This window comes from Streptomyces sp. NPDC091649, assembly GCF_044756785.1.
In the GTDB taxonomy this organism is placed as follows: domain Bacteria; phylum Actinomycetota; class Actinomycetes; order Streptomycetales; family Streptomycetaceae; genus Streptomyces.
The window spans coordinates 52228-65263 of sequence record NZ_JBIVTR010000024.1; the positions used below are offsets into that span (position 1 = coordinate 52228).

The window sequence follows — 13036 nt, forward strand, 5'->3', positions numbered from 1 at the left end:
CGGCCCCCGGTGCGGGGGCACGCGCACGGCGGGCACGGGCGGACGCGCCGCCCGGCCCGCTCATCGGTCCACCCGGACGGCGGCCCCGGTGAGCTGGTCGTCCAGCCGGCGGATGTCGGCGTCGACCATGATGCGGGCCAGCTCGCGCGACTTCACCTCGGGCTTCCAGCCCAGCAGCTCCTCAGCCTTCGACGCGTCCCCGATCAGCGCGTCGACCTCGCTGGGACGTTCGTACTTCGGGTCGTAGCGCACATGCTCGCGCCAGTCCAGGCCCGCGTGCTCGAAGGCGAACTCCACGAACTGCCTGACGCTGACGCCCTCACCGGTGGCGACCACATAGTCGTCGGGCGTCTCGCACTGAAGCATCCGCCACATGGCGTCCACATACTCCGGCGCGTATCCCCAGTCCCGGACCGCGTCCAGATTGCCCAGATGCAGCCGGTCCTGGAGCCCGGCCTTGATCCGGGCGACGCCCCGGGTGATCTTCCGGGTCACGAAGGTCTCGCCCCGGCGCGGCGACTCGTGGTTGAACAGCACCCCGTTCACGGCGAACATGCCGTACGCCTCGCGGTAGTTGACCGTCGCCCAGTACGCGTAGACCTTCGCCACGCTGTACGGGCTGCGCGGATGGAACGGGGTGCTCTCGTTCTGCGGGGGCGGGCTCGCGCCGAACATCTCGGAGGAGGACGCCTGGTAGATCCGGGTCCGGATGCCGCTCGCCCGGACCGCTTCCAGGAGTCGGACGGTGCCGAGCCCGGTGACGTCACCGGTGTACAGCGGCGCGTCGAAGGAGACCCGCACATGCGACTGCGCGCCCAGGTTGTACACCTCGTCGGGCTGGATGTCGCGCAGCAGGTTCACCAGCGCGACACCGTCGGACAGGTCCGCGTGATGCAGGACGAAGGAGCGCTCCGGTTCCTCGGGACCCTGGTAGATGTGGTCGATCCGCTCGGTGTTGAAGCTTGAGGATCGGCGTATGAGCCCGTGCACCGTGTACCCCTTGTCGAGCAACAACTCGGCCAGGTACGAGCCGTCCTGGCCGGTCACTCCGGTGATGAGCGCGGTCTTCGCCACGATTCCCCCTTCTCTGCTGATCGCCTCGGAGGCGACGTTCACCGACATATCGGGATTGGAGCGTTCCGCGGCAAAGTGTCCACCGCGGTCCCCTCCTGCTGGCACAATCCGAGCCATGACGACCGAACTCCCCGTCCCGTCCCAGGAATCCACACGTTCGCTACTGCGGCCCGGCTCCCGCATATTCGTCGCGGGCCACCGCGGCCTGGTCGGCTCGGCGGTGGCCCGCCGCCTCGCGGACGACGGCCACGACGTGCTCACTCGCGGCCGCGACCTCCTCGATCTGCGCGACGCCGCGCGGACCGGGGCGTATCTGAAGGAGATCCGCCCGGACGCCGTGGTGCTGGCCGCCGCCAAGGTCGGCGGAATCATGGCCAACAGTACGTATCCGGTGCAGTTCCTGGAGGACAACCTGCGCATCCAGCTCAGCGTGATCGCCGGGGCGCACGCGGCCGGGACCGGGCGGCTGCTCTTCCTCGGCTCCTCGTGCATCTACCCCCGGCTCGCGCCGCAGCCGATCCGCGAGGAGTCGCTGCTCACCGGCGAGCTGGAGCCCACCAACGAGGCGTACGCCCTCGCCAAGATCGCCGGAGTCGTCCAGACCCAGTCCTACCGGCGGCAGTACGGCGTCTCCTACATCTGCGCCATGCCCACCAATCTCTACGGGCCCGGCGACAACTTCGACCTGGAGACCTCGCACGTCCTGCCCGCGCTGATCCGCCGCTTCCACGAGGCCCGGCGGGACGGGGCCCCGGAGGTGACCCTGTGGGGATCCGGCTCCCCGCGCCGCGAATTCCTCCATGTGGACGACCTCGCCGCCGCCTGTGTGCGGCTGCTGGAGTCCTACGACGACGAAACACCGGTGAACATCGGCTGCGGAGAGGACCTCTCCATCCGAGAACTCGCCGAGCTGGTACGGGAGGTGACCGGCTACCGGGGCCGCATCTGTTGGGACACGGGCAAACCCGACGGGACGCCCCGCAAGCTCCTCGACGTGAGCCGCCTCTCCTCTCTCGGCTTCACGCCGCAGGTGTCCCTGCGTGACGGCATCGCCCGCACGTACGCCTGGTGGCTGGGTCAACGTTCCCCCGCCGACTGACCGTTCACCGCCGCGGGACCCCTCGCCGCGGCACACAGGTGGCGCTCCTCGCATCCGCACGCCCGCCGCCCTCAGTACGCCCCGCGGCCGTCGGCGACGGCGCGCACGGTGCGGGCGAGGAGTCCCAGGTCGGCGGCTACCGACCAGTTGTCGACGTACCAGAGGTCGAGCGAGACGGTCTCCTGCCAGGTCAGGTCGGAGCGGCCGCTCACCTGCCACAGGCCCGTGAGGCCCGGCTTCACGGCGAGCCGGCGGTACTCCCGTTCGTCGTACCGCGACGCCTCCTCCGGCAGGGGCGGCCGCGGCCCCACCAGCGACATGTGGCCCAGCAGCACATTGACCAACTGGGGGAGTTCGTCGATGGACGTGCGGCGCAGCATCCGCCCGACGGAGGTCACCCGAGGATCGCTGCGCATCTTGAACAGCGGACCGTCGACCTCGTTGGCGGCGGTGAGCCGCGCCTTGAGACTCTCTGCGTCGGCCACCATCGTGCGGAACTTCCACATGGTGAACGGCCGGTTGTGCCGGCCCTGCCGGACCTGCCGGTGGAAGACCGGGCCCCGCGAGGACAGCCGGACGCTGAGCGCCACCGCCAGCAGCAGCGGAGCCAGGGCGACCAGTCCGAACAGGGCGCCCGTACGGTCCAGCGCGTTCTTCAGCACCGCCTGCGGCCCTCCGCGCAGCGGCGGCGCTATGTGCAGGAACGTGAGCCCGGCCGCGGTGACGGGGCGCACCCGCTCGGCCGCCACACCGGACAGCTCCGAGAGCACGGACAGTGCCACGCCCCCGTCGTGCAGGCCCCAGCCGAGCCGCCGCAGCCGGTCTCCGGTCAGCTGGGGCCCGGGAGCCACCAGTACCAGGTCCGCCGCGTGGGCGTAGACCCCGCCGAGCACCGTCGTCACGTCGTCTTCGGCCGGGCAGGACGCGAGGTGGCCCGGCACCTGCAAGCCGTCCAGCTCCAGCCGGGCCGTCCCCACCGGAATCGCGGCGACCGGCCGGTAGCCGTGATCCGTACGGGAGTTGAGCAGCTCGGCCGCCCGGCCCACCCCCGACGCCTCGCCGACCAGCAGCACCCTGCGCACCCGGCGCCCCCGCCGCGCGGAGAGCGGCCACGCTCGCAACCCCGCCACCGCCGCGGCCAGCGGCCCGGGCGCCACGGCCACCAGGGCGGTGGCCGGGTCCACCGGGCTTCCCGCCGCCGTGTGCAGCAGGGCCAGCAGGCCGATGAGTACGAACCAGTCCCCGGCCGTGCCGACCAGGCCGGCCGCGCTGCCCGGCTCGGTCCCCGGCCGGCCCGCGTACCGCCCCCGTGCGCCGCGCAGTCCGACCCAGACCAGACCCGCCACCGCGGCGGCGACCACCGGGCGGGGCTGGTCGCCCGCGCGCAGCAGCAGCCATGCCGGGCCGGCCAGACCCAGGAGGTCCGTCAGCGCGGCGAGGGCGGGACCGGTCGCCGGCTTCCGCCGGGGCCCGGTCCGGGCGGCCCGGTCGCGCTGTGCCGTCGGGGCCCTCCACAGTTGCTCCAGGGACGCCGTACGATTCCGGGAGGCGGCGGTGCGGGGGCGCGGCGCGCCCCGGAGCCCCACCGGTCCGGATAGGCCGGTATCAGGTATTTCGACATGCCCCATGAACCCCCCAGTCCGAGTCGCACCCCCACAAACGGGACGCATCCGCCGATCCCATGGACTGACGGATGCGCCCTCGCTCGTGCACGATATCCACACACGTGCCATTTCGCTGGAGTTCTCGTGAAGTTCAGGCGGCTCGTTACCGACACCTCTGTTTCGGCCGGAACTCAGCGATGTCGCTCTGCCTGTACGGGTGTTGATGGCGTGACAGGCGGGCAAGCGCTTGCCGCCGGGGGTGCCGGGGGCGGCCCGTGGGGGCCATGGCTCCGCCGCACCCCGGCGGAAGGAGGCGAACTTCCTGGCGGGAGCGTGTCCGGCCAGGAGGCCGGCACGGTCCCGGCCCGCGCTCCGAGGCACGGACAGGCGGCTACGAGGTCACAACGCGCCGTCCGCGCGCCCCTTGGTGCGCCGGTGGATCGGCGGCCCGGCTCCAACGAGGTGGACTGCTGCGAGAGTTGAGCACCGCCCACCGATTCCGGTGCCCGGCCGGGCTGTCGCCACTCGGCGCGGCCGTTCGCCTCCCCGCCGCCGCCGGCGACCGCGGACGACGCGAGGCGCGCACCGCACAGGCCCTGCCGCGGCGCACGAGCGCGTCTCGGGGACGGGTCGAATCCCGCTCGACCCGGGACAAAAACTCCCCCCGGGACACTAGCCTGCGGCCATGACGTCGATACTTGTCACGGGCGCGGCAGGCTTCATCGGATCGCACTTCGTCCGGCACTGGGCGCGCCGGTACCCCGATGACACCGTGGTAGCCCTGGACGCGCTCACCTACGCCGGTTCGCTCGCCAACCTGGAGGACCTCACCGACCGTGTGGTCTTCGTCCAGGGGGACATCGGCGACGAGCCGCTCGTACGCCGACTGCTCGCCGAGCACCGGACCGAGAAGGTCGTCAACTTCGCCGCGGAGTCGCACAACAGCCTCGCCGTACTGGACCCCGGGCGCTTCTTCCGGACCAACGTCCTCGGCACACAGGGGCTGTTGGAGGCATGCCGCACGGTGGGCGTCGAACGCTTCCACCACATATCCACCTGCGAGGTGTACGGAGACCTGGCCCTCGACTCCGACGCGACGTTCACCGAGACGAGCCCCTACCGCCCCCGCACCCCCTACAACGCCAGCAAGGCCGGGGCCGACCACGCGGTCCGGGCCTATCACGAGACGTACGGACTGCCCGTGACGATCACCAACTGCGCCAACAACTACGGCAGTCACCAGTTTCCCGAGAAGGTCATCCCGCTGTTCGCGACCCGGGCGCTCGACGGCCGACGCCTGCCCGTGTACGCCTCCAGCGGCAATCGCCGGGAGTGGATTCACGTCCTGGACCACTGCGCCGCCGTGGAAACCGTCCTCCTGAGGGGGACGCCCGGAGAGATCTACCACGTCGGCACGGGTGTGGAGGCCAGCGTCGACGAACTCGCCGACCTCGTGCTCGACGAACTGGGCCTGTCGCGGTCGCTGAAGGAAACCGTGCCCGACCGCCCCGGCCACGACCGCCGCTACCTACTGGATTCCTCCCGCATCCGGCGCGAACTCGACTGGGAGCCGCAGATCCCCTTCGCGGCAGGCATCCGGGAGACCGTCCGCTGGTACTCCGACCACCGCTCCTGGTGGCAACCGCTCATCGGCCGCAGCCCGGTCGTCGAGAACGACTGGAGTGCTGCCGGAGCCCGCTGACCGGAGCGGCCGACGGGCTCCGGGGCGACACCGGCACGGTGCCCCCGCTTCGGGGGAGGGAGTGCGGCGCGTGCGCACGTCTGGACACGGCTCGGTTCGCCTCCGGCCCGGGCGTCCGAGTGCGGACGAAGGCGCCGGAGCGTCGTGGCTCGGCACAGCCCCGGCACCGGGCGCCGGGGCTGCTCGCGTTGCACCCCTCGCCCATCTACTCTAACGTAACGGTAGGTTTGGTGGTGGCGGAGACGTCGGACGGGCGCGACGCGGGGCGGCAGAGGTGCGGTCGGGCGGCTGAAGCGCGTCGGTGCGATACCCGAGCGCACGGGGCCGTCCCCGCGCCCGATGCGTCACCACGGGGACGACGGTGTGGTCGCCCCCGAAGGGCGTAGCCTGGGCGGCTTCCGCCTGTGCGCGGAGTCGGAGGCGCGCCGGCCGGTTTCGGTGCGGCGGATGCGGCCGCTCGGGCTCGGCCCGGGCGATGTGCGGGCGCCGCTCGATGTGCTGGACCCGCTTCCTGGCGCCGGTGGTCCGCCGCCGGAGAACGATGAGCAGTCGTACGAGGAGTTGGTGGCGAAGTTGCGGAAGTACTGGGTGCGGGCCGACGCGCGGTGTGAGGACCTGCGTCGTGAGCCGGGAACGGTTGAGGCGTTCGCGCGGCCCCTGCCCGAGCAGCCCGCTCACCTGGCGGACGCGCCGGCGGCCGGACCGGGGGCGGCACGGTGAACGCCACGGGCGAGCGGGTCGCCGGTGAGGCGGCCAGGCGGCGTACGTTCGCCGTGATCAGCCACCCGGACGCGGGCAAGTCGACGCTGACGGAGGCGCTGGCGCTGCACGCGCACGCGATCACGTCGGCGGGGGCGGTGCACGGCAAGTCCGGGCGCCGGGGGGTGGCGTCGGACTGGATGGAGATGGAGAAGGCCCGCGGCATCTCCGTGACCTCCGCCGTCCTGCAGTTCGCCTACCGGGACTGCGTGCTGAACCTGCTGGACACTCCGGGGCACGCGGACTTCTCCGAGGACACCTATCGCGTGCTCGCGGCCGTGGACTGCGCGGTCATGCTGATCGATGCGGCCAAGGGGCTGGAGGAGCAGACCCGCAAGCTCTTCGACGTCTGCCGGCACCGGGGCGTCCCCGTGATCACGTTCATCAACAAGTGGGACCGGCCCGGACGTGAGGCCCTGGAGCTGCTGGACGAGATCGAGCGCGAGTTCCGGCTCAAGCCCACCCCGGTGAACTGGCCGGTCGGGACCGCAGGCTACCTGCGCGGCCTGGTCGACGTACGCGACCCGGAGCGGATGCTTCGGTACACCCGCACCCCCGGCGGCGCGCACGAAGCCTCCGAGGAAGTGGTCCCCGCCGAGCGGGCCTCGTCGGAGGAGGGCGCCGACTGGGAGCGGGCCGCGGAGGAGCTCCAGCTGCTGGAGGCGGACGGCGCCGCGTTCGACCGGGCCTCGTTCCTGGCGGGCGGTTCCACGCCGGTGTTCTTCGGCGCCGCGGTCTCCAACATCGGCGTACGGCCACTCCTGGACGCCATCGTCGACCTGGCCCCGCCGCCGGGCCCGCGAGAGCTGGAAGGCGGCGGCGGCCGGCCCGTCGACGCCCCGTTCTCCGGGCTCGTCTTCAAGGTGCAGGCGAACATGAATCCGGCCCACCGGGACCGCATCGCCTTCCTGCGGGTGTGTTCGGGCGTCTTCGAAAGAGGGGCGACCGTCACCCGCGCCGCGTCCGGAAAGCCGTTCGCGACCAAGTACGCCCACAGCGTCTTCGGCCAGGACCGCTCCATGGTCGACACCGCCTACCCGGGTGACGTCGTCGGACTGGTCAACGCCGCGTCCCTGCGCGTCGGCGACACCCTCTACGACGGCGCGCCGGCTCTGTTCCCACCCATGCCGACCTTCGCTCCGGAACACTTCGCGGTCGTACGGCCGGTCGACATCAGCCGCTCCAAGCAGTTCCGCCGGGGGATCGCCCAGCTGGACGAGGAGGGCGTCGTGCAGGTCCTCGTCAGCGACGCGCGCGGGGACCAGGCGCCCGTGCTGGCGGCGGTGGGGCCGATGCAGTTCGACGTCGTGTCCGCCCGCATGGCCGGGGAGTTCTCCGCCCCCGTACGCCTGGAGACGCTGCCCTACCACCTGGCGCGGGCCACCGACGCGGCCGGAGCGGCCACGCTCAACCGCTCCCGTCTGGTCACGGGCGAGGCCCTGACCAGAATCCGCGACAAGGCGCAGCTCGCTCTGTTCCCCGACCGCTGGCAGGCGCATTCCTTCCAACGGCAGTTCCCCGACGCCAGCCTCGGCACACTCCTGGCCGCCCACGAGTAGCACGCCCACCGGACGCAGCCCTGTCGCAGTCGAACAGACGACGGCGTCGGCCTGGAGTCGGCTGAGTGCACGGTTGCCCGTTCATACAACGAACCCGTGCCGGGCGACGAGCTGCCGGACGGACAACCACCGCGGATACGGGCCCCGCACGGCTATTCACGCGCTCCGTGCCAGGCCAACACCGCCTTGACGAGTGTCACGAGTCGTTCGCCGACGCGGTCCACGCTTCCGTTCTGGGCACTTACCTGGGCGCCCTCCAGCGCGAAGGTGATTTCCGCTGCGGCGCCTTCGGGATCGATGAGACCTGCGCCGACGCACATGGCGGTGACGCGGTGGAGCTGCCGCGCCTTGTGCGCTTCGATCACCTGGCGCGCCGGGTGGGACGGATCGGGCAGCTCGGCGATGGAGTTGATGAAGGGGCACCCGCGATGCGAGATGGCCGTCAGCGTCTCCACGACGAAGTCGGTCACACCCATGATCTGGGCCCGGGGGTCGTCCGGCCACCGTTGCTCGATCTTGTCGAAGGCGGAGGCGTAGTCGGCCGCCACGATGAGCAGCCAGCGAGCGACCAGCGCGTCCTTGGTGTCGAAGTGCCGGTACAGCGCAGCCTTGGTCGTGCCGGCTCTCTCTGCGATGGCCTGGACTCCGACTCCCCTGATCCCCTGGGAGTGGAACAGCTCTTCCGCCGCGTCGAGGATGCGCTCGCGGGGAGGCAGCGTGGCCACCCGCTCTGCGCGGCCCGGCCGCACCGTGTCCGTCATGTCTGTTCCCTCTCGTTCCGGGCGAAGCCTTTCTCGCGCCGCCCCGGTGCTAGGGTACCCACCAGATCCACGCGATACCGATCGGTTTCGAGTGGACCTAATCGGTTTCGCTTAGAGAGGCTCACATGAAGCTGTCGGAATACGTGGCGTACGACGCTGTCGGGCTGGCCGAACTGGTCGCCCGCGGAGAGGTGACCAGCGGCGAGCTGGAGGCTGTCGCCCTCAAGGCGGTTTCCGCCGTCAATCCGCTCATCAACGCAGTCGTGGAAACCTGGCCCGCGGAGGGCGGCGAGGGCGCGGATCGGACGTGCGCAGAAGCGGCGCCGCTGGCGGGCGTGCCCTTCCTGCTCAAGGATCTCGGCGTGTCCATGGCCGGCAAGCGGGTGGAACTGGGCAGCCGGCTCGCGGAAGGGAGTGTCGCGCCGGCGGACTCGAATCTGATGCGGCGTTTCCGTGCGGCGGGACTGGCGACCTTCGGCCGTACCACGACCCCCGAATTCGCCTATGGCATAACGACCGAGGCCGTCCTGTACGGGCCGACCCGCAACCCGTGGGACCTCGATCGTTCCGCGGGAGGGTCCAGCGGCGGCTCGGCGGCTGCCGTCGCGGCCGGCATCGTCCCGGTCGCGCACGCCACGGACGCGGCGGGGTCCATTCGCATCCCCGCCGCCAGTACGGGCCTGTTCGGAATGAAGCCCACCCGCGGCCGGGTTTCCATGGGTCCCGATGTGGACGAGATCTTCAACGGCCTGGCCGTCCAGGGCAGCGTCAGCCGCACGGTACGTGACAGTGCGGCAGTTCTTGACCACATCCGAGGGCCGGAGAGCGGCGATCCCTACTTCGCCGCCCAGCCGCAACGCCCGTACACCGAAGAGACCGACCGCGACCCCGGCCGCCTCCGGATCGGCGTCATCACGCAGGGGGGCGGCCGGCGCCCCACCGAGGGCACCGTGCTCGACGCCGTCTCTTTCGCCGCGGAGCATGTGGCCTCGCTCGGCCACCACGTGGAGGAGGCCACGCTCGACCTCGGGGTGAGCTGGGAGGAATTCGTACTGGCCAACGCCCGGCTCTGGACGGCCAACCTGGTGCCGTGGCTGGATGCCCTGGCCGCCGGTTCCGGCCGGCCCATCGACCGGTCCACCGTCCAGGCGGAGACGCTCGCCAGCTACGCGTGGGGCCGGGAAGTCACCGGCCCCGACTTCGTCAGCGCGCTCGGTGTGCGCAACACCGTGTCCCGCAGCCTCGGCCGCTGTTTCGCCCGGTACGACCTGCTGCTCACGCCCACTCTTCCCGAGCTGCCGCCGCGCCTGGGGGTCCATGCCGAGGGCGTCGAAGACCTCGACGGTCTCGGCTGGCTCGACCGGCTCCTCGACCGCTCCCCGTTCACCGCCGCCTTCAATGTCGCCGGCACTCCCGCGATGTCCGTACCACTGGCCACGGACCCGGCGACCGGGCTCCCCGTCGGCTTGCAGTTCGCCGCCGGCTTCGGCCGCGAAGACACCCTTTTCCGTCTCGCCGGCCAACTCGAACAGACTGCCCCGTGGTCGCACCGCACACCCCCCGTCTGGGCCGGCGCCCACTGACCGGCCGATGCGGTGGCGGGTGGCGGGTGGTGGACCGAAGGCAAGATAGCAGTCATGTCGGGTCCGGCCGGGACCGCCCTGACCAGCCCCGGCCGGGCCCGGGCCCCCGTTGCCGCAGCACGCATCCGCCCGCGGGGGCGCATCCGTCGCCGCACAGCGCTCCCGCCGCAGTACAGCGCTCGCGCACGTGACGCGAGCGCCGTGGCTCTCGCAGGAGGCGGGGGCGACGACTGGCGGGGGACCGGCTCGGGGCAGAGCCCCGTGCCGACTCCCAGGTGCCCGGCGCCCGCCGACGGCCTCATACAGGGTCCCTCAGGCCCCCGTACCGGGGGCGCTGCCCGTCACGGCCACGTAGACCGTGTTGGTCGAGGTGCCGCCTCGCAACGGGTTGGGAAACTCCACCACATGTGCAACGGCGTCCTGGAAGGCATGGGCGAGGAGGGAGACGAAGTCGTCGTCCGGCGGGTCGTTGGACCACAGGGCGAAGACGCCTCCGGGGTGGAGGAAGCGCGTGAGCGCACTCAGGCCCGCCGGCCGGTAGAGAGCGGCGTGGCTCGGGTGCAGCACATGGCGGGGGGAGTGGTCGACGTCCAGCAGGATGGCGTGGAAGAGGCGGGCCTCGGTCTGCGGGTCCAGCCCGTGGCCCTCCAGCACCATGGCGAAGAAGTCGCCGTGCACCAGTCGGCAGCGATCGTCCGAGCCGAGCGCCGTTCCTAGCGGCACCAGACCGCGTCGGTGCCAATCGATGACCTCGCCGAGAGTGTCGACGACGGTCAGTGAGCGGACGCCCGGCACCTCCAGTGCGGCCTGGGCCGTGTACCCGAGGCCCAGGCCGCCGACGGCGACATCGAGGTCGGTGCGGTGTGCGAGCGGGGCGAGGCCCAGTCGGGCGAGGGCGATCTCGCCCTCGGTGAAGAGACTGGACATCAGGAACTCGTCCCCGAGCTTCACCTCGTACACGTCGTCTCCCGACAACGGGTCGCGTCGGCGCCGCAGGCTGATGTCGCCGATCGGTGTCGGCTTCCAGTCGAGTTCCTCGAAGCGGGTGGTCATGGTGGGGATCTCCTCCGGTCGGCGACGCGGTGTCAGGCGTCGATGACGACGGGGATGATCAGAGGCTTGCGGCGGTGGCTGCGGAAGGCCCAGGAGGCGACGGCGCGAGCGATGCGCTGTTCGAGCTGGTGGTGGTCGCCGATGCCCTCCTGCGCCGCCGCGGCCAGGGTCTTCTCGATGAGCGGGACGACGGGTTCGAAGGTGCTGTCGTCGTGCTCGAATCCGCGGGCCAGGAAGTCGGGCGCCTCGGTCAGGGCTCCGGTGTCGGCGTCGACGATGGCCACGATGGTGACCACGCCCTCCTCCGCCAGGACGCGGCGGTCCTTCAGGGATGCCTCCGTCGCGCCGCCGACCGTCATCCCGTCGACGTACACATAGCCGGCCGGGACCTTTCCGGTGATGGAGGCACGCCCGTCGACGAGGTCGACGACGACACCGTCCTCGGCGATGATCACGCGGTCCGGTGCGACCCCGGTACGGATGGCGAGGTCGGCGTTGGCCCGCATGTGCTTCCACTCGCCATGGACGGGCATGACGTGGCGGGGCTTGACGATGTTGTAGCAGTACACCAGTTCGCCCGCGCTGGCGTGGCCGGAGACGTGCACCTTGGCGTTGCCCTTGTGGACGACGTTGGCGCCCCAGCGGGTCAGCCCGTTGATCACCCGGTAGATGGCGTTCTCGTTGCCCGGGATGAGGGAGCTGGCGAGCAGGACCGTGTCACCCTGCCCGATGCGGATCGTGTGGTCGCGGTTGGCCATGCGGGAGAGAGCGGCCATCGGCTCGCCCTGGGAGCCCGTGCAGACCAGGGTGATCTTGTGGTCGGGCAGCTTCTCCAGCTCCCTCGCCTCGACCACGAGACCCGGCGGCGTCCTCAGATAACCCAGCTCGCGGGCGATGCCCATGTTGCGGACCATCGACCGGCCCACGAAGGCGACCTTCCGCCCGTGCTGATGGGCGGCGTCGAGGACCTGCTGGATACGGTGGACGTGACTGGCGAAGCTGGAGACGATCACCCGGCGCGGGGCGGTCCGCATGACGTGCTCGATGGCGGGGTTCAGCTCGCGCTCGGACGTGGTGAAGCCCGGTACCTCGGCGTTGGTGGAGTCGGTGAGGAACAGGTCGACCCCTTCTTCGCCGAGCCGGGCGAAGGCCCGCAGGTCGGTGATGCGGTCGTCCAGCGGGAACTGGTCCATCTTGAAGTCACCGGTGTGCAGGACCATGCCCGCGCCGGTCCGGATCGCGACCGCGAGGCCGTCGGGGATGGAGTGGTTGACCGCCACGAACTCGCAGCCGAAAGGCCCGAAGTCGCGCCGCTCCCCTTCCTTCACCCGCACCGTCGTGGGCTTGATGTGGTGCTCCTTGAGCTTGGCCTCAAGGAAGGCGAGCGTCAGCTTCGAGCCGATGACCGGGATGTCCCGGCGTTCCCGCAGAAGGTAGGGCACGCCGCCGATGTGGTCCTCGTGCCCGTGGGTGAGGACCACACCGACGACATCGTGCAGGCGGTCCCGGATCGAGGTGAAGTCGGGCAGGATCACGTCGACACCGGGCTGGGTCTCCTCGGGGAACAGCACCCCGCAGTCGACGATCAGCAGTTTGCCGGCGTACTCGAAGACGGTCATGTTGCGGCCGATCTCCCCGAGACCGCCCAGGGCGACGACCCTCAGCCCGCCTGCGACGAGAGGAGGGGCCGGCTTCAGATCAGGATGTGGATGGCTCATACGCTGACGCTACCGGAGAGTTGCGGGGTGATCCATTATGGGCGGAAGCGCTCCGCGGCGCAGGGGCGTCGTGCGGCCGTTCCGGCGGGGGAGCGGAAGTGCGCGAGACCGGATGTCGGTGGCA

Annotated in this window: 10 protein-coding genes; 5 read left to right on the forward strand and 5 right to left on the reverse strand. The window is 71.2% G+C overall.

Annotated features, from left to right (window positions below):
- Positions 1-60: 60 nt before the first annotated feature.
- A complete protein-coding gene (gene gmd / locus ACIQMU_RS29215; protein WP_352240788.1) occupies positions 61-1074 on the reverse strand; it encodes a GDP-mannose 4,6-dehydratase in 1014 nt (337 codons plus the stop codon).
- Between the two features lie 115 nt (positions 1075-1189).
- Between gmd and ACIQMU_RS29220 the strand changes: the two genes are divergently transcribed.
- The gene (locus ACIQMU_RS29220) at positions 1190-2173 is read left to right on the forward strand and encodes a GDP-L-fucose synthase (RefSeq protein ID WP_352240535.1); all 984 of its coding nucleotides are present in this window, start codon (positions 1190-1192) and stop codon (positions 2171-2173) included.
- A 71-nt stretch (positions 2174-2244) separates the two neighbouring features.
- On the opposite strand, the gene ACIQMU_RS29225 is transcribed toward ACIQMU_RS29220, so the two are convergent.
- Positions 2245-3759 carry an exopolysaccharide biosynthesis polyprenyl glycosylphosphotransferase gene (locus ACIQMU_RS29225; RefSeq protein WP_352240536.1) on the reverse strand — a complete coding sequence of 505 codons (1515 nt, stop codon included), beginning with the start codon at positions 3757-3759 and terminating at the stop codon, positions 2245-2247.
- 703 nt (positions 3760-4462) lie between these two features.
- Here ACIQMU_RS29225 and rfbB point away from each other — a divergent pair.
- From rfbB to ACIQMU_RS29240, 3 genes are all read left to right on the forward strand, one after another.
- Positions 4463-5479 (forward strand): dTDP-glucose 4,6-dehydratase, encoded by a 1017-nt coding sequence (gene rfbB / locus ACIQMU_RS29230; protein WP_402690048.1) that lies wholly within the window; start codon positions 4463-4465, stop codon positions 5477-5479.
- 339 nt (positions 5480-5818) lie between these two features.
- Positions 5819-6199 carry a MerR family transcriptional regulator gene (locus tag ACIQMU_RS29235; RefSeq protein ID WP_352240538.1) on the forward strand — a complete coding sequence of 127 codons (381 nt, stop codon included), beginning with the start codon at positions 5819-5821 and terminating at the stop codon, positions 6197-6199.
- On the forward strand, positions 6196-7797 hold the full coding sequence (locus tag ACIQMU_RS29240) for a peptide chain release factor 3 (protein WP_402690049.1): 1602 nt from the start codon (positions 6196-6198) through the stop codon (positions 7795-7797). The genes ACIQMU_RS29235 and ACIQMU_RS29240 overlap by 4 nt, the downstream gene beginning before the upstream one ends.
- Positions 7798-7949: 152 nt before the next feature.
- Here the strand turns inward: ACIQMU_RS29240 and ACIQMU_RS29245 are convergent, their stop codons facing one another.
- Entirely contained in the window at positions 7950-8558 is a 609-nt protein-coding gene (locus tag ACIQMU_RS29245) for a helix-turn-helix domain-containing protein (protein WP_352240540.1), read from the reverse strand.
- A 125-nt stretch (positions 8559-8683) separates the two neighbouring features.
- On the opposite strand from ACIQMU_RS29245, the gene ACIQMU_RS29250 reads away from it, so the two are divergent.
- A complete protein-coding gene (locus ACIQMU_RS29250) occupies positions 8684-10141 on the forward strand; it encodes an amidase (RefSeq protein ID WP_352240541.1) in 1458 nt (485 codons plus the stop codon).
- 312 nt (positions 10142-10453) lie between these two features.
- Here ACIQMU_RS29250 and ACIQMU_RS29255 read toward each other — a convergent pair whose 3' ends face one another.
- Complete coding sequence (locus ACIQMU_RS29255; protein ID WP_402690050.1) at positions 10454-11194, reverse strand: spermidine synthase; 741 nt, start codon at positions 11192-11194, stop codon at positions 10454-10456.
- Positions 11195-11226: 32 nt separating this feature from the next.
- Positions 11227-12912 (reverse strand): ribonuclease J, encoded by a 1686-nt coding sequence (locus ACIQMU_RS29260; RefSeq protein WP_352240543.1) that lies wholly within the window; start codon positions 12910-12912, stop codon positions 11227-11229.
- Positions 12913-13036 lie beyond the last annotated feature (124 nt).